The following is a 16,559-nucleotide window of genomic DNA, read 5'->3' on the forward strand; positions in this document are numbered from 1 at the left end:
CGCCCCGGAGTACGAGCCGCGTGGCGCCGGGTCAGTCCGGGGTCGGATGCCCGGCCATGGCGGCGAGTTCGCGGTGCGCCTCAGCGGGGTAGACGATTGCCGGCTCGATCGCCGCGGCCGTGAGCAGGGTGTTCGCCAGCGCTGCGGTCGCGAGTTCGACGAGGGTATCTGCATCGGTGTCGCGGTGGGTGATGCGGTCGATCATCATCTCATCGAGGGACCCGACCCAGCCCCGCATGGCGGTGCGCAAAGTTGGCGGCACGGGTTCGGTAATGCCGAGGGCGAGCAGGATCCGTTGTGCCCCAATCCAACGCAGATTGGCGATGGCAGCGTGATGTTCAGGGTCGGCGCCGAGCGCTCCGCGCATCAGGGGAATGAAGGTGTCGGCGTGGGTGTCGATATAGGCGATCTGATGGCGCAGACCGTGCCGCAGCCGGTCGGCCAGCGATGAGCCGGGCGGTGGCGGCGCGAGTTGCACGGCGGCGATCTCGTCGGCGATCTGACTCATCACCGCGAGGTAGAGGCCGCGCTTGTTTTCGAAGTGGTGGGCGATGAGCCCGTAGGCCACCCCGGCTTTCTTGGCGATTTCGGTAGTGGTCACCTGGTCATAGGGCCGGGTCGCGAACAGCGCTCGTGCCGCGTCGATGATCGCTTGCCTGCGGTCGACGGTGGCTGCGGCGGCGTTGTCGGCGGTCATCACTGCAGGCTAGCCGGTGAGGGTGCGATCACTGGGTTGGCGAGGTGCCCGATGCCGTCGATTTCCACGCGAACGGTATCGCCGGACTGCAGGAATCGCCCCGTCGGCCAGCCGGTGCCGGCGAAGGTGCCACACGCTATGACATCGCCGGGCTGCAGCACGCAGAATCGACTGAGCCGGCTGACGATCTCGGCGGGGGACAAGATGAGGTCGGCTATGCGGCCCCGTTGCCGCAGTTCGCCATTGAGGTAGGTACGCAGTTCCATGTCGGCTGGATCGACGCGGTCGACGGTGACCAGCCACGGTCCCAGTGGGCCGTGGCTCGGGTAGCTCTTCGCGAGGGCAGCCGACGTCGGGTTGTCGAACTGCCAGTCGCGCACCGAGACATCGTTGGCGACGAGATAGCCGGCGATGCTCCGACGTGCCGTTTCGTGGTCGACGTCATGGACGGTGGCACCGATCACCACGGCAAGCTCACCCTCCCAGTCCACGCGAGAGGTGTTTTCCGGCAACAAGATCGGATCAGATGGACCGACAACGCTCGAGGTGGCCTTGGCGAAGAAGAACGGGTGCTTCGGCCGGGGATGGGCCAGTAGGTACCCAGCCGCGAGCAGGATGAGTTTGGGCTCGCGCATCAACCACCGGACATTGATGTCTTTCCTGTGGTCGCGTGCGTTGAGACCGATCGCCATGAACTTCGGTGGTGCGGGAACCGGCGCATGCAGCTTCACCGCTGACAGCGCAACACGGGGCGCCGCGCTGAGCAGCGATGTGACTGACTCGTGCCAGTCCGAGCGCGCCAACACGCTCAGCATGCTCCGCGGACCGCCCGGGAGGGCGGTCAGATCGGCGATCTCGGCGGCGATCACGACGCCAACGTGCATCGACCTGTCATCGGTGGAGAAGGTGGCCAGGCGCATCGTCGTCCTCAGAGAGTTTTCCAGCGCAGCGTGCGCAGCCCGGACCGGGGCCTGCGGCCGTCAGGCGGCGCGGATCCCCGTTTGGTCAACGTCGCCGCGGGCACGCCGGCTGAGAGCCGGCGTTCGAGTACCTCGGGGTCGAATTCGACGCCGATGGCGTTCTCGTCGAACTCGCCGCTCGACAACCACTGCAGCAGTTCGGAGTTGGTGGCGAAGTTGTCGACTTGCAGCTCGACTCGATTGCCGTCCGGGTCCTCGTAGTACATCGATGTGGTCGGCCCATGGTTGATGCACCACACCGGTGCAATACCGGCATCGGACAGCCGTCGGTACGTTGCGACCAGATCATCGAGCCGGTCGTAGGTGAAGGCGACGTGGTCGACGCCGTACACCTTGCGGTGCAACTTCCAGACCGTTCCCGGAAAACGCAGCACGCTAGGAACTTTGATCAATGCCACCCGGTGGTGTTCCTGGTCGTAGGTCAAGAAGGTGATCCGCTTGTCGGCGAACACCACTACGGCGTCCAGAACGGTGGTGTACCAGTCGGTCATCTCGGCAGGGCGCGGGGTCTTGAATACGATGTGCGCCAACCGGTTCGGTGCACCAGCCCGGGTCTGATCGAGGTCAGCTGTGTCGATTCTGAGACCGGCGGAGCTCGTCGGCGACGTCATGCCGAGGCCCCGATGGCCCCGAGCGTGTCGACGCGGCGCCCGCCGACGGTCGCGATCAGGCGTCCGAACGCCGGAACCTCCAGCGGGACCAGCGAGTACGCCGGGTAGACGACGCGGTCGGCGCCGCGCTTGAGGGCGCGGACGATGACTTTGGCGGTCGCTGTAGGTGCGACGGGTGGCAGAGTGCGTGGCGGCGTGGTCTTCCACGGCAGTTCATCGATGTCACGAAGTGCGGTGTCGGTGGCTCCGGGTATCACTTCCATGACGTTGATCGGAGTTTCGGTGAGTTCCCGGCACAAGGAACGGGTTGCCTGTGCCAGGGCGGCTTTCGATGCTGCGTAGTAGCCGAGAAGCGGTAACGGCACCGATTGCACAGTCGAGGTGACATTGACGATGGTGCCCGAGCCGGCGGCGTGCATCGCGGGCAACACCGCAGCCGTCAGCGCGAGGGGCGACCAGACGTTGGTTTCGAAGACGGCACGTGCTTCGGGTGCGTCCGCGATGCGTGACTGGGCGCCGGTCAGGTTGGTGCCGGCGTTGTTGATCAGGATGTCAGCGGTACCGCCCAACGCCTCCAGCGCCGCTGCGCCCAGATCTGATGCCGCGCCGGGCTCGGACAGGTCGGCGGTGATGACGGTGGGGCGGGCATGGCCGCGATCGTTGATCTCGGTGGCGAGTTCGTCGAGCAGCGGTTTGCGGCGGGCGGCCAAGACCAGCAGCGCACCCTCGTCTGCCAGGGCGCCGGCAAGCGCTCGCCCGATTCCGCTTGATGCGCCGGTGAGAATTATTCGCTTGTCCTGCAGATTCATTCGGCCGTTTGTGGTCATGGAGTCCTCCGACTGAATTGGGCCGGAAGCGTTGACCTTTCCGGCTGACCGGTTCTACTGTGGCAGACTGACTGATAATCAGTCAATAGGAGGAACAATGTTCGATATCGCAGGCAAGGCGCGGCCGGAATCGCGCCTCGGCTCAGGCGAGTGGCTTATCGGGACTGGCGCTCTCGCCATGGCCGTCGGTGCCTTCGGCGGCCACCTGCTCGCGCCCGACAAGGTCGCGGACCACTATGGGTGGGCGCGGGATCGTTGGTACCAAAGGGAGATCGGTGCCCTCAATGCCGGGTTGGGCTACGGCCTGGTGGTGTACGCGAGGGGTCGGGATCGGGATGCCTTCGTGAGCTCTTGGTCAGCGGCCGCGCTGCTGCTGGCCGTTGTCCGGCTGTGGGCGATGGCCAGTGGTGATCGCCGAGGGGCGTGGAATGTCGCCACCGTCGTGGAGGATGCTGCGCTGGGTCTCGGCGGAGTGTGGCTCCTGCATCGGCGAGCGCGGCTAGCATCGAGTGCTGACTGAATGGCATGAAGCGGAGGTGGTTTCGGCGTGCGTGACAGTGCTGCAGTGGAGCCCGAATTTGTCGCGGTGACCCGTGACGGTTACGACCGCAGCGCCGCACACTACGTCGCGCGCTACCAGTGCCACCTCGACGACAGGCCCGTGGACCGCGCGATGATCGGCGCCTTCGCCGCGCTAGTGGATCCCGGGGCGGGTGTGCTGGATGTGGGGTGCGGCACCGGCGTGGCCACTGCGGCACTTGCCGCCGCCGGCCTGGACGTCATCGGAATCGATCTGTCGCCCAACATGATTGCGCAGGCACGACAGCACAACCCGGGTCTATCTTTTCGCGTTGGGTCGATGCTGGACCTCGATGTGGCCGACGGCAGCGTCGGCGGGCTCTGCGCCTGGTACTCGATCATCCATGTCCCGGACACGCATCTGCCGGCAGTGTTTGCCGAGTTTCACCGGGTGCTGGCGCCGGGCGGGGTGGTGCTTGTGGCGTTCCAGGTCGGCGAGCAACCGCGGGTGCTGACGGACTTCGATGGTGCGCAGGTGAACTTGACGTTCATCCGACGTCGACCGGATGTCGTCGCAGACCTGTTGGCGAAGAGTGGATTGCGCGTCTACGCCGAGCTGGTTCGGCAACCCGACGACGAAATCGAGTCCACCCGACAGGCTTACCTCATCGCGCGTCGAGCCGCTCGGCCGTAGTTGGCGTAGTGAGCGGAAGGCCATGCCGAGCAACGTGTTTGGCTCATTCGTCACTTTCGGCACAGCTGTCCCAAACCGTCGAAACTTGTCAGTGGTCCGAACTAGTGTTCGAAGTATGGATATTGCCAGCAGCCTTGTCGAGGAGGTCTACGCGGACCTCGACGCGGTGCTGGCTCGGGTCGCGTCCCTGGACTACACCGGCCTGGACGTGCGGGCATTGCTGGAGTTGCAGTCCCGTCGCGAAACCCTGAAGTGTGCCGCCGAGGCGGTCGACCACCAGATCCTGGCCGCTGCCCAGACCCAGGCCACGGCCAAAGACATCGGGGCGAAAGACTGGCCCGAGGTGCTGCATATCCGGCATCGCATCAGCTGGGAGGAGGCCCGCCGCCGGGTCCGCGACTGCGACCATCTCGGGCCGCGGTCGGCGATCACCGGCGAACCCCTGGGCCCGGTGTGGGAACTGGTCGCCGCCGCCCAAGCCGACGGTGTCATCAATATCGAGCATATCGCGGTGATCACCGGATTCTTTGCGAAGGTGCCGTTGTGGGTGGACCCGGTCACGTTGGTGCAGTGTGAACGCGACCTGGTGGCCGCAGCGCGGTACAAGACGCCGGAGGAGCTGCGCAAAGCGGCCGCTGATCTGCTGTACCGGCTCGATCAGGACGGGCCCGAACCTGACGATGACGAACCGGACCCGCAACGGTCGTTCGTGATGGGTAAGCAGCAGGCCGATGGGCGCTCGGAAGTCAAGGCCAGCCTCGATCCGGAGGCTCGGGCCTATTGGGAGGCGTTGTTCGAAAAGTTGGCCGCGCCGGGGATGTGCAATCCCGACGATCCCGAGCCGTGCATCTCGGGCACACCGACCCAAGCCCAGATCGCGGGCGACACCCGCACCGTGGCTCAGCGTCAGTACGACGCGTTCAAAGCGGTGGGCCGGATGATGCTGGCCTCCGGGCAGTTGGGCGAGCACAGCGGGCTCCCGGTCGCGGTGGTGGCGACCACGACGGTGCAGGAACTCGAACGCGGCGCCGGGGTCGCGGTCACCCACACGGGATCGAAACTGCCGGTGCGGGATTTGATCCGGATGGCCGCCCACGGCGCCCACCACTACCTCGCGGTATTCGATCAACACACCAACATTGCGCTGTATTTGGGCCGGGCGCGTCGTACCGCATCCACCGGGCAGCGGATCATGTTGTTCGCGCGTGACCGCGGCTGCACCAAACCCAATTGCACCGCCCCGGCCTCGCGCTGCCAGGCCCACCACGTTGACACCGATTGGGGCGACGACGGCCACACCGATATCACCAACCTCGCCCTGGCCTGCGGCTGCGACAACCGAGCCGCCCACGCTGGCGGCTGGAGCACCACCATGGGCCCCGACGGAAGAGCCCACTGGACCCCGCCACCACTACTGGACGTCGGCCAACCCCGGACGAACGAGTATCACCACCCGACGCTGTATCCGACGGAGGGCGAAGATAGCGATGGTGACGGTGAAAGTGACAGTCCCACAACCTAACCCGGCGCCTTGCGATGCCCGGCGGCGCGGAGAACCTCCATGCCGCTGCTACCGCATGCGCCGCAAAGGCGCACAGGCCGAGGTATCGACCTGTGTCCCAACGCGTTTAAAGCGGGCGCAGCTGCTCAACTCTCGTCGAGCAGCTTGACCAACCGTTTCGTCGCGATCAGCCGGAACGACGCGTCCAGCAGTTCGCGGACCTCGTCCCAGTCGACCTTCGCCGCGGTGAAATCGAGCCCGAGCCAGCCTGACGGGCCCAGATAGGCGGGATAGTAGAAGCGCGAATCCTGTTCGAGTGCGGCGCGGTCGGACTCGTCGACCTTGACCAGGACCGAATGCGGATACGCGACCATCTCGCCCGTCGTCTTCGAATTGCCGCCGTACATCGCGAACATCTTGGGCGCGCAGAACACGGGCCGGCCCCAGGACACCTTCTCGAAGGCCTCGGGGAAGCTCAGTGCCACCGTCCGCAGCTCTGACAGTCCGGGGTCGTCATCGTCGAACATGATCGGATGCGGCACGTGCCCAGCCTATCGACACTTCGCGCCCCGTCAGACCCCTTCGCTAGCCTTACCGGGTGAGCTCACCCGATCCCGACGTGCGCCGGCAATGGCAGGAACTGGCCGAAGAAGTTCGCGGCCACCAGTTCCGCTACTACGTCAAGGACGCTCCGATCGTCTCCGACGGTGAGTTCGACAAGCTGCTGGGGCAGTTGCAGCAGCTCGAAGAGACGTACCCCGAACTGCGGACACCCGATTCGCCGACGCAGCTCGTCGGCGGCGCCGGGTTCGCCACCGAGTTCGGGGAGGCGCAGCACCTGGAACGCATGCTGTCGCTCGACAACGCGTTCAACAGCGACGAGCTGACGGCATGGGCGGCCCGGCTCGCCAACGAGCTCGGCGGGGATCTGGAGTACCTTTGCGAGCTCAAGGTCGACGGCGTCGCGCTCGCATTGGTCTACCGCGACGGCAAGCTGGTCCGCGGCGCCACTCGAGGCGACGGCCGCACGGGTGAGGATGTGACGCTCAACGCCCGCACCATCACCGACGTGCCCGAGGTGCTCACCGGCACCGATGAGTTCCCGGTGCCTGCCGTGCTGGAAGTCCGCGGCGAGGTGTACTTCCGCCTCGAGGACTTCGCCGCGCTCAACGCCAGCCTGGTGGAGGAAGGCAAGCCGCCGTTCGCCAATCCGCGGAACAGTGCCGCGGGGTCGTTGCGGCAGAAGAATCCGGCCGTCACCGCACGCCGTCGGCTGCACATGATCTGCCACGGTCTGGGCCTTACCGAAGGCTTTGAGCCGGCGTCGCTGCACGACGCGTATCGCGCGCTGAAGGCCTGGGGACTGCCGGTATCGGACCACACCACCCGCGTCACGGGTATCGCCGCGGTGGCCGAACGCGTCGCCTACTGGGGTGAGCATCGTCATGATGTCGATCACGAAATCGACGGCGTGGTGGTCAAACTGGATGACCGGACGCTGCAGCGGCGGCTCGGGGCCACCAGTCGCGCGCCCCGGTGGGCCATCGCCTACAAGTACCCGCCCGAGGAAGTCACCACCAAGCTGCTCGATATCCGGGTCAGCGTGGGGCGCACCGGCCGCGTCACGCCATTCGCCTATATGGAGCCCGTCACCGTGGCGGGATCGACGGTCGGGTTGGCGACGCTGCACAACGCCACCGAGGTCAAGCGCAAAGGCGTGTTGATCGGCGACACCGTGGTGATTCGTAAGGCCGGTGACGTCATCCCCGAGGTGCTCGGCCCGGTGGTCGACCTGCGTGACGGCACCGAGCGCGAATTCGTCATGCCCGCAACATGTCCCGAGTGCGGCAGCACGCTGGCGCCGTCGAAGGAAGGCGACGCCGATATTCGCTGCCCCAACACCCGGTCATGCCCGGCGCAGCTGCGTGAGCGCGTGTTCCACGTCGCGGGCCGCGGGGCCTTCGATATCGAGGGTCTCGGCTACGAGGCGGCCACCGCGCTGCTGGCCGCCGGCGTGATCACCGACGAGGGCGACGTCTTCGATCTCACCGCCGACGACCTGTTGCGCACCAACCTGTTCAAGACCCAGAAGGGCGAGCTCTCCGCCAATGGCGCTCGCCTGCTGGCCAACCTCGGTAGGGCCAAGCAGCAGCCGCTGTGGCGAGTGCTGGTGGCGCTGTCCATCCGGCACGTCGGCCCGACAGCGGCCCGCGCGCTCGCCGCGGAATTCGGCGACCTGCAGTCGATTACCGAAGCCTCCGAGGAACAGCTGGCCGCGGTCGAGGGCGTCGGCCCGACCATCGCCGCCGCGGTGATCGACTGGTTCACCGTCGACTGGCACCGCGCCATCGTGGACAAGTGGCGGGCCGCAGGTGTGCGCATGGCCGACGAACGTGACGCCGGCATCGAGCGCACGCTGGAAGGCCTGTCCATCGTGGTGACCGGCTCGTTGACCGGGTTCTCGCGTGACGAGGCCAAAGAAGCGATCCTGGTCCGCGGCGGCAAGGCGGCCGGCTCGGTGTCGAAGAAGACCGCCTATGTGGTGGCCGGTGACGCACCAGGGTCCAAGTACGACAAGGCCGTTGAGCTCGGTGTGCCCATCCTCGACGAGGACGGCTTCCGGCGGTTGTTGGAGGACGGGCCGGACGCGCTCTGATCTCGAGGGCGGCGTCAGCGTCCCCCAGAATCCCGGCAATCACCGCGCGATTCTCGTCGGTTCGGTGCTCTACCGATAACCGCGGCGCATGTCGTCGACGATCAGGGGATGCTCCAGAGTCGACGGCGGCAGGTGTTGGGGCGCAGTGTCGGGCGCGAAGACGATGGCGGCATCGAGCACCTGTTGATTCAGAAAGCGAAGCGGGGGAGCGTCTTTGGGCATCACTGGCGCTGGTGGTACCGGACCGCGTCGGGCCAGCGTGAAACCCCAGTCGCCGAATGTCGGCACCTCGACGTGGTAGGGCGTCACGGCTAATCCCGCGGACGCGATGGTGGACACCGTGCGCCAGAACACCGTCGGCGTCGAGTACGGACTGCCGGACTGCACCACCAACAGTCCCTGGGGCGCCAGTGCCCGGGCGGCAAGGCTATAGAACTCCGTCGAATACAGCCGGCCGAGCACCGGGTTGTCGGGATCCGGCAGATCGACGATGACCGCATCGAATCCGCCCGGCGGCACGACGTCGGGGTGCGGGACCCGCAGCCATGTCATGGCGTCGTCGAGAATCAGATGAACGCGCGGATCGTCGAGCGCACCGGCGTTGGCGTCCCGCAATGTGGTGCGCGCAATCGTGACCACCGCGGGGTCCAGTTCGACCTGGACGATTCGGTCGATACCTTTCTGACGCAACAATTCCCGCGCTGCCAGGCCGTCGCCACCACCGATCACGAGCACTGAGTGGGCGCCGTGGCCCAACGCCGGGTACACCAGCGATTCGGTGTACCGGTACTCGTCGCGGGTCGAGAACTGCAATCCGCCATCGAGATACAGCCGGGTGTCATCGCCACGGCGGGTCACCACGATCTCCTGGTAGGCCGAATGTCGATAGGCCACAATCGGATCGGCATACAGCCGCTGTCGCGACGTGGTCTCGATGCCGTCGGCGGCCGCCATCAACCCGGCCAGCACCGCGAACGCCAGCACCAGGGCGCTCAGCGCGCCGATGAATTCCCGCCGGCTCAGGATGTGGCGCAGCAGAAAAACCGAAACCACCGCTGCGGCAGCCAGGTTGATCATTCCGGTGGCGGCCGCGCCGCGGATCATGCCCAGGTGAGGCAAGACCAGAAATGGCCATGCCAGGCCGCCCAGCAGGGCGCCCAGATAGTCGGCGGCATTGAGGTTGGCCAGCACCCGGCCGGCATCGGTGGCCCCGGCGACCCGGCCCCGCTGCAACAGCGTCATCAGCAGCGGCACTTCCGCACCGACTAACCCGCCGATCAGGGCTGTCGCCACACCCAACACCCAATCGGAGTCGCCCAGGAATGCGAACGTCACGTACAGCACCGTCGCCGACAGGCCACCCACGACACCCAGTGCCGTCTCCACCGCGATGAAGCTGATCGCCGCGCGGGCCAGTAGGGCCTTGGCCAACAGCCCGCCGACGCCCAGGGCTGCGACGTAGCCCGCGACGATCAGCGACGTCGACACAACGCCGCCGCCATTCAGGCTCGTCGAAAGGGTCAGCAGCGCAAGCTCATAGACGATGCCGCATGCGGCGCACGCCGCCACCGCTGCCAAAAGCAGCGCACGCCAACGCGTTCCGACCGTAGGTCCAGGGACCGCCTGGGCCTCTGGGGTTTCCGTCACCATCAGGTGAGAGCGGCGGCGTTGATGCCGCCGACGGCCAGCAGCACCACGGCGACCGCCACGGCGGCGGGGTGGAAGTCCTCGGCGTGGATCTCGCCCCGGAAGTGGCCGGGCGCCAACAACTCCACGGCCACCAGGGCCAGGCCCTGAAGGGCGACGCCGATCAGCCCGTAGATCAACGTGTCGATCAAACCCTGTCCGAGACGGTCGGAGCTCGAGTGGATCGCGGTGATGATGATGGCGGCCAGCGAGACATCCATCGCGGCGGTGACCGCCACCGCGTTAGGCCGCCGTTCGACGAACACCTGCCGGCGGAGGTTGCCGGGTGTCAACACGTCGACCATGAGGAAGCCGGCGGCCAGCACCAGCACTCCCACCAAGAAGTACAGCACTGAACCGACGATGTTCTGGATGATGGCGTCGGTGTGGACGGTGCCGAAGTCGATGGCGGCCAGGTACATCGGAGTCTCCTCGGGTTTCATTTGGTTGCCTGATGCATCACTTGACGCCGCCCGGTCCGCCCGAGCTGCCGCCGGAACTGTGCGACGGCGAACCCGGACTGAAGCCAGGGCCCAGAAAGAAGTAGCTGCCGTGGTTGTATCCGGAATTCAGGCTCTCCAGCCGGATGGAGCACGACTGACCTGAGCCGGGCCCGACGATCGCGATGGAGTCGCTGTACCGCAGGTAATAGTTGCCGCTGTCGGTGGCGCGCGCCTGCGGCTGGTGGGCCCGGGCCAGGTCGTCGGCGACAGCGCTCGCCGACCCGTTGCACCGGTAGGTGTTGTGACCGACGTGCTGATAGTGGTCTTTGACGTACGACTGGATCGTGCGGCCCGTGCTGATGCCGATCGCCAGGCAGATCACCGATGCGACCGCGAGCACTCCGGCGAGGATCAGCATCTTGCCCCGGGTCATGGCGCCTACGAACCCGCGGGGGGAGCCGGGTACACCGTGAGCTCACCGGGCGACATGACCTTGCCGGTCGACACCTCCCACGGTGAATTCGGTGACCACTGCTCGAAACTCAGCAGGGCGGCCCGGCTCGCGGTGGCGTAGTCGACATAGTTCATCTCGCCCTGCGCCGGCAGGCCCGTCGTGCCCTCGCAGGCGTATCGCGCGGTGCCGCGCTCGACCTCGCTGTACTGCCCGCCGTCGACGGTGTGGGGGCCGCCGGGCTGCAAGAGCAAGTCGGGCCGCTTGGTCCAGAACGCGAGTTCCAGACGTCCCTCGTCCTCCTCGACGCTGAACCAGATCGGTTCGCCCTGAACGCCTTCCAACAGATGCTCCCACCAGACGAACGGCCCTTCGCGGTAGGTCACCGAGCCCCGCACGACGTAGTCGACGCCGCCATAGCTGACGATTGCGCCGGGGCCCAGCTGCTTGGGGCCGAACACCGGCATCTCGCCGGATTTGAGCGGGTCCTGGCGGGCGCCGGGCTTCTCGGGCTTCTTGGCCCGGGTGAAGGCGAGCACCACCACGACGATGGCCGCGATCATCAGCAGGACACCGATGACGATCAGAAATGTGCTCACGTGCGCCTCCAGCGAGATGTCGGCTCACGCTAGCAGTTTCGGCGCTGTAGGAACCGTATTCCCGCAGGTGAAGTGGCTGAGAGCGATCAGCTAGCGCACGATGGTCGCGACGATGCCCGCGAGGTAGCCGAGCCGGGCGACCTCCGACGGCCGGAAGGCCGGTCCGCCTGGGCGCCCGAGCATGATCGCGGTGTGCGGGTCACCCAGCGGCGCTGCAGCCAGGGTGGTGTCGATGTCCCGCCAGAACTGCGGCACCCAGTCACCGGTGGCGTCCAGGGCGGCAGCGTGTTCCAGCGGCAGCCACGGCGCCGAGTCGGCGAGCGTCTCGGGCGCGCCGGGGCTGCCGGTGATGCGGTGGGGCAGCACACCTTCCTTACCGCCGGTCACCACGACGCACCAGCCGACCCGCAGTACCCGCGGTGCTTCGTCGGCCAGCACCTGCAGGCGCGCGGCCTTGCCCTTGGCGGCGGCCACATGGTCGATCAATTCCAGTTCGCGATGGGCCTCGAGCAGCCCGGTGTGGGGCCGGATGCTGTCTACGTACACGCCCTTGAGGGTCTCGGCGGCGGTGATCAAGGTGTCGGGCATGGACCCGAGTGGCAGCTGGACCACCAGGTCGTCGATGGCGTAGCCCGGACCGCGCTCGACAACGTCGAGCGACAGGATGTCGGCGCCCACCGAGCCGAGAGCCACCGCCAGCGAGCCGAGGCTACCGGGGCGGTCTTCGAGCTGGACCCGCAGCAGATAGGAGGACACGCCACAACTGTGGCACAGCGTCGTGGCTACGGCAGGACGGGCGGGTGCGGTGCGCGTCACGGATACATTCCCCGTCGCTGCACTCGCCCCAGATACATTCCCCCGTCGCTGCGCTCGCCCCAGATGCATTCCCCGTGGCTGCGGTCGCCCCGGCCCCCACTAGGCTGTTTCGCTGTGTCGAAGATTTCCCGGGACGATGTCGCCCATCTGGCGAATCTGGCCCGGCTCGCCCTGACCGACGGTGAGCTGGACAGTTTCGCAGGCCAGCTCGATGCCATCCTGGCGCACGTCGGCAAGATTCAGGCCGTCGACGTCACGGGGATCGAGGCGACCGGTAACCCTCTCAAAGAGGTCAATATCACGCGGCCGGACGTCGAGGTGGCGAGCCTCGCGCAGGACCAGGCGCTGGCTGAAGCGCCGCGGGCCGAAGAAGGCCGGTTCGCCGTGCCGCGCATTTTGGGAGAGGCAGAATGAGCGACCTGATCCGTTTCGACGCGGCCACCCTCGGCGAGAAGATCGCTGCGGGCGACGTGTCGGCGACCGAGGTCACGCGGGCGCACCTGGACCAGATCGCCGCCACCGACGAGCGCTACCACGCGTTCCTGCATGTGGGTGCCGACGCGGCGCTGGCCGCCGCCGCCGCGGTCGACAAGCAGGTGGCCGCGGGCGAGTCGCTGGCGTCGCCGCTTGCCGGAGTTCCGTTGGCGCTCAAGGACGTTTTCACCACGACCGACGCGCCGACCACGGCCGGCTCGAAGATCCTTGAGGGCTGGCGGTCGCCGTACGACGCGACTCTGACCGCCAAGCTGCGCGCGGCCGGAATCCCGATCCTCGGCAAGACCAACATGGACGAGTTCGCCATGGGGTCGTCCACCGAGAACTCGGCCTACGGCCCCACCCGCAACCCGTGGGACGTCAACCGCGTGCCGGGTGGTTCCGGTGGTGGTAGCGCCGCGGCGCTCGCGGCGTTCCAAGCGCCGCTGGCGATCGGCACCGACACCGGCGGCTCGATCCGTCAGCCTGCCGCGCTGACCGCGACCGTCGGCGTCAAGCCCACCTACGGGACGGTGTCGCGGTACGGCTTGATCGCCTGTGCGTCGTCGCTGGACCAGGGCGGGCCGTGCGCTCGCACGGTGCTGGATACCGCGCTCCTGCACCAGGTGATCGCCGGTCACGATCCGCGTGATTCGACCTCGGTCGACGCTCCCGTGCCCGACGTGGTCGGGGCGGCCCGCGCCGGCGCCACCGGTGACCTGTTGGGCGTCCGGATCGGTGTGGTCAAGCAGCTGCACACCGGAGAGGGCTACCAACCCGGAGTGCTGTCCTCGTTCAACACCGCGGTGGACCAGCTGACCGAGCTCGGTGCCGAGATCACAGAGGTTGACTGCCCCCACTTCGACTACTCGCTGGCCGCCTACTACCTGATCCTGCCGTCCGAGGTGTCCTCGAACCTGGCCCGCTTCGATGCGATGCGCTACGGCCTGCGCGTCGGCGACGACGGCACGCGCAGCGCCGAAGAGGTCATGGCGCTGACTCGCGCCGCCGGCTTCGGCCCGGAAGTCAAGCGCCGCATCATGATCGGCACCTACGCCCTGTCGTCGGGTTACTACGACGCCTACTACAACCAGGCCCAGCGGGTGCGCACCCTGATCGCCCGCGATCTGGACCGGGCCTACGAGAAGGTCGACGTGCTGGTCACCCCGACCACCCCGACCACCGCATTCGGCATCGGTGAGAAGGTCGACGACCCGCTGGCGATGTACCTGTTCGACCTGTGCACGCTGCCGCTGAACCTGGCCGGGCACTGCGGTATGTCGGTGCCGTCAGGCCTCTCACCCGACGACAACCTGCCGGTCGGTCTGCAGATCATGGCGCCGGCTCTGGCGGACGATCGGCTGTACCGCGTCGGCGCAGCCTACGAAGCCGCCCGCGGCGCGCTGCCGACCGCGCTGTAGCGCCGAGCGTGCCCGCGGCTCGCCGGATCTGCCGATCTGGCGAACCGGCCCGCACGTTCGACGAGAGCGAGACCGCGCGAGCGGGCAGTATGGGGGCATGCGGATAGGCGTACTGACCGGTGGCGGTGACTGTCCTGGCTTGAACGCGGTGATTCGGGCGGTGGTCCGCACGTGCGATGTGCGGTACGGCTCGACGGTCGTGGGGTTCCGCGACGGCTGGCGCGGCCTGCTGGAGAACCGTCGGGAACAACTCAGGAACGACGACCGCAACGACCGGCTGCTGGCCAAGGGCGGCACCATGCTGGGTACCGCGCGGGTCAATCCCGACAAGCTGCGGGCCGGGCTGGACCAGATCAAGCAGACGCTCGAGGACAACGGCATCGACGTGCTGATCCCGATCGGCGGGGAGGGCACGCTGACGGCGGCGCACTGGCTGGCCGAGGAGAACGTGCCCGTCGTGGGCGTGCCCAAGACCATCGACAACGACATCGATTGCACCGACGTCACTTTCGGCCACGACACCGCGCTGATGATCGCGACCGAGGCCATCGACCGGCTGCACAGCACCGCCGAATCGCATCAGCGGGTGATGCTCGTCGAGGTGATGGGTCGCCATGCCGGCTGGATCGCGCTCGGCGCAGGCATGGCCGCCGGCGCCCACATGACCCTGATCCCGGAACAGCCGTTCGATGTCGAAGAGGTGTGCCGACTGGTGAAGCAGCGCTTCGTGCGGGGCGATTCGCACTTCATCTGCGTCGTCGCCGAAGGGGCGAGGCCGGCCGAGGGGTCAATGCAATTGCGCGACGGCGGAATTGACGAGTTCGGGCATGTGAAGTTCACCGGCGTCGCCCAGCAACTGGCGATCGAGATCGAGAAGCGGATCCGTAAGGAAGTCCGCACCACCGTGCTCGGCCACGTGCAGCGCGGCGGCATCCCGACGGCACATGACCGGGTGCTGGCCACGCGGTTCGGGATCAACGCCGCCGACGCCGCGCACTCGGGGGAGTACGGGATGATGGTGTCGCTGCGGGGCCAGGAGATCGGCCGGGTGCCGTTGGCTGACGCGGTACGTCAGCTGAAGCTGGTGCCGCAGACCCGGTACGACGACGCCGCGGAATTCTTCGGCTAGCGGTAGGCCGGCGGCAGCGGCATACCCAATTCGGACTCCACTGCACGTAGTCGGCTCGGGTAGTCGGTGATGATGCCGTCGGCGCCGGCGGCGATCTGGGCCCGCATGGTGTCGGGGTCGTTGATCGTCCACGGAATCACCGTGAGCCCGAGGGCATGTGCGCGGTCGATGAACGCCGTGTCGGCCACGAGCGCGAACCCGGGATCCTTCGGCGTCAGCCCGTAGGGGACCGAGTAGCCGGGGGACAAGATGTTCGCGCCGGCCGACGCTGCCCCAGTGATGGGATCGGTGACCACGGCCGGGTTCACGTCGGCCGTCCACGCCGAGTTCGGGACCCAGGTCGTCTCGTCCCACAGCGCCACCAGCGGGATGCGAGGCTCTTGCCGACGGACCAGCGGCAGTGTGCGCCAGTCGAAACTCTGGATCTCCACTTTGTCGGCCTTGTTGGCAGCCCGCACGGTGCCGAGGATGACGTCGACGAATTGTTGTGGGGTGGCTGAGGATTCGGGCTTGTCGGCTTCGATCTTGGTCTCGATGTTGTACCGGACGCCGGCGTGGTGCGAGTCGGCGAGCGCGAAGACCTGATCCAGGGTGGCGATCTTGTTCCCGGTCACCACCTCGGCAGCCGGGAATCCGCTGAGCAGCCGGCCGCAGTCCAGTGTGTGCAGCTGCGCCCGGGTGAGGTCGTGCACGAGCTTGCCGACGTAGGGGTACTGCGGGTCACCGCGGAAGGCGGGGCCGGTGTCGGTGCATTTGTCGGGCTGGATGGTCGGGTCGTGCCAAACCATGGGCGCATCGTCCTTGGAAAGGACGACGTCGAGCTCCAATGTGGTGACGCCGAGTTCGATGGCCTTGGTGAAGGCACGTAGCGATTCCTCGGTGGTCTCGCCCCGGCCGCCGCGGTGCGCTTGCAGGTCGAAACCGTCGGGGGCGGCCGCAGCGACAGCCGTGGCGGTCAGCGCGAAGGTGGTCAGCAGGGCGCCGATGCATGTGAGCATCCGCGGAGGGTAACCGGGCCGAGGAAATGGCCGGTGAACGACAACTAGGATTCAACG

18 protein-coding genes are annotated in these 16,559 nt (G+C 67.1%); 7 read left to right on the forward strand and 11 right to left on the reverse strand.

The window, feature by feature from the left end:
* Positions 1-31: 31 nt before the first annotated feature.
* The 4 genes from ACX12F_RS10560 to ACX12F_RS10575 all read right to left on the reverse strand — a co-directional run bounded on the left by ACX12F_RS10560 (position 32) and on the right by ACX12F_RS10575 (position 3,115).
* On the reverse strand, positions 32-697 hold the full coding sequence (locus ACX12F_RS10560) for a TetR/AcrR family transcriptional regulator (protein ID WP_459369513.1): 666 nt from the start codon (positions 695-697) through the stop codon (positions 32-34).
* Positions 697-1,617 carry a fumarylacetoacetate hydrolase family protein gene (locus ACX12F_RS10565; protein ID WP_459369514.1) on the reverse strand — a complete coding sequence of 307 codons (921 nt, stop codon included), beginning with the start codon at positions 1,615-1,617 and terminating at the stop codon, positions 697-699. Before ACX12F_RS10565 ends, ACX12F_RS10560 begins: the two co-directional genes overlap by 1 nt.
* Before the next feature lie 8 nt (positions 1,618-1,625).
* The gene (locus ACX12F_RS10570) at positions 1,626-2,168 is read right to left on the reverse strand and encodes a VOC family protein (RefSeq protein WP_459369515.1); all 543 of its coding nucleotides are present in this window, start codon (positions 2,166-2,168) and stop codon (positions 1,626-1,628) included.
* Positions 2,169-2,284: 116 nt separating this feature from the next.
* Complete coding sequence (locus tag ACX12F_RS10575) at positions 2,285-3,115, reverse strand: SDR family NAD(P)-dependent oxidoreductase (protein WP_459369516.1); 831 nt, start codon at positions 3,113-3,115, stop codon at positions 2,285-2,287.
* A gap of 97 nt (positions 3,116-3,212) precedes the next feature.
* Between ACX12F_RS10575 and ACX12F_RS10580 the strand changes: the two genes are divergently transcribed.
* The 3 genes from ACX12F_RS10580 to ACX12F_RS10590 all read left to right on the forward strand — a co-directional run bounded on the left by ACX12F_RS10580 (position 3,213) and on the right by ACX12F_RS10590 (position 5,850).
* Positions 3,213-3,635 (forward strand): hypothetical protein, encoded by a 423-nt coding sequence (locus tag ACX12F_RS10580; protein ID WP_459369517.1) that lies wholly within the window; start codon positions 3,213-3,215, stop codon positions 3,633-3,635.
* A 45-nt stretch (positions 3,636-3,680) separates the two neighbouring features.
* The gene (locus ACX12F_RS10585) at positions 3,681-4,328 is read left to right on the forward strand and encodes a class I SAM-dependent methyltransferase (RefSeq protein WP_459369518.1); all 648 of its coding nucleotides are present in this window, start codon (positions 3,681-3,683) and stop codon (positions 4,326-4,328) included.
* A gap of 115 nt (positions 4,329-4,443) precedes the next feature.
* Entirely contained in the window at positions 4,444-5,850 is a 1,407-nt protein-coding gene (locus ACX12F_RS10590; RefSeq protein ID WP_459369519.1) for an HNH endonuclease signature motif containing protein, read from the forward strand.
* Positions 5,851-5,975: 125 nt separating this feature from the next.
* Here the strand turns inward: ACX12F_RS10590 and ACX12F_RS10595 are convergent, their stop codons facing one another.
* On the reverse strand, positions 5,976-6,371 hold the full coding sequence (locus ACX12F_RS10595) for an MmcQ/YjbR family DNA-binding protein (RefSeq protein WP_459369520.1): 396 nt from the start codon (positions 6,369-6,371) through the stop codon (positions 5,976-5,978).
* A gap of 56 nt (positions 6,372-6,427) precedes the next feature.
* On the opposite strand from ACX12F_RS10595, the gene ligA reads away from it, so the two are divergent.
* Complete coding sequence (gene ligA / locus ACX12F_RS10600) at positions 6,428-8,485, forward strand: NAD-dependent DNA ligase LigA (protein ID WP_459369521.1); 2,058 nt, start codon at positions 6,428-6,430, stop codon at positions 8,483-8,485.
* A 69-nt stretch (positions 8,486-8,554) separates the two neighbouring features.
* Here ligA and ACX12F_RS10605 read toward each other — a convergent pair whose 3' ends face one another.
* The 5 genes from ACX12F_RS10605 to ACX12F_RS10625 form a co-directional block, all read right to left on the reverse strand.
* Positions 8,555-10,135: a polyamine aminopropyltransferase gene (locus ACX12F_RS10605; RefSeq protein WP_459369522.1), complete on the reverse strand. Its 1,581-nt coding sequence runs from the start codon at positions 10,133-10,135 to the stop codon at positions 8,555-8,557.
* Positions 10,135-10,593, reverse strand: a complete 459-nt coding sequence (locus tag ACX12F_RS10610) for a DUF350 domain-containing protein (RefSeq protein WP_459370306.1) — start codon at positions 10,591-10,593, stop codon at positions 10,135-10,137. Before ACX12F_RS10610 ends, ACX12F_RS10605 begins: the two co-directional genes overlap by 1 nt.
* A 37-nt stretch (positions 10,594-10,630) precedes the next feature.
* Positions 10,631-11,047 (reverse strand): DUF4247 domain-containing protein, encoded by a 417-nt coding sequence (locus ACX12F_RS10615; RefSeq protein WP_459369523.1) that lies wholly within the window; start codon positions 11,045-11,047, stop codon positions 10,631-10,633.
* 5 nt (positions 11,048-11,052) lie between these two features.
* Positions 11,053-11,664 (reverse strand): DUF4178 domain-containing protein, encoded by a 612-nt coding sequence (locus ACX12F_RS10620; protein ID WP_459369524.1) that lies wholly within the window; start codon positions 11,662-11,664, stop codon positions 11,053-11,055.
* A 90-nt stretch (positions 11,665-11,754) separates the two neighbouring features.
* A complete protein-coding gene (locus tag ACX12F_RS10625; RefSeq protein ID WP_459369525.1) occupies positions 11,755-12,420 on the reverse strand; it encodes an ACT domain-containing protein in 666 nt (221 codons plus the stop codon).
* Between the two features lie 174 nt (positions 12,421-12,594).
* On the opposite strand from ACX12F_RS10625, the gene gatC reads away from it, so the two are divergent.
* From gatC to ACX12F_RS10640, 3 genes are all read left to right on the forward strand, one after another.
* Positions 12,595-12,894, forward strand: a complete 300-nt coding sequence (gene gatC, locus ACX12F_RS10630; RefSeq protein ID WP_459369526.1) for an Asp-tRNA(Asn)/Glu-tRNA(Gln) amidotransferase subunit GatC — start codon at positions 12,595-12,597, stop codon at positions 12,892-12,894.
* Positions 12,891-14,375: an Asp-tRNA(Asn)/Glu-tRNA(Gln) amidotransferase subunit GatA gene (gene gatA / locus ACX12F_RS10635; RefSeq protein ID WP_459369527.1), complete on the forward strand. Its 1,485-nt coding sequence runs from the start codon at positions 12,891-12,893 to the stop codon at positions 14,373-14,375. The genes gatC and gatA overlap by 4 nt, the downstream gene beginning before the upstream one ends.
* 97 nt (positions 14,376-14,472) lie before the next feature.
* Positions 14,473-15,504 carry an ATP-dependent 6-phosphofructokinase gene (locus ACX12F_RS10640; protein ID WP_459369528.1) on the forward strand — a complete coding sequence of 344 codons (1,032 nt, stop codon included), beginning with the start codon at positions 14,473-14,475 and terminating at the stop codon, positions 15,502-15,504.
* Here ACX12F_RS10640 and ACX12F_RS10645 read toward each other — a convergent pair.
* A complete protein-coding gene (locus tag ACX12F_RS10645; protein WP_459369529.1) occupies positions 15,501-16,502 on the reverse strand; it encodes a glycerophosphodiester phosphodiesterase family protein in 1,002 nt (333 codons plus the stop codon). The two genes, ACX12F_RS10640 and ACX12F_RS10645, sit on opposite strands and share 4 nt — an antisense overlap.
* Positions 16,503-16,559: the final 57 nt, after the last annotated feature.

Source organism: Mycolicibacterium sp. HS_4_1, from assembly GCF_054515875.1.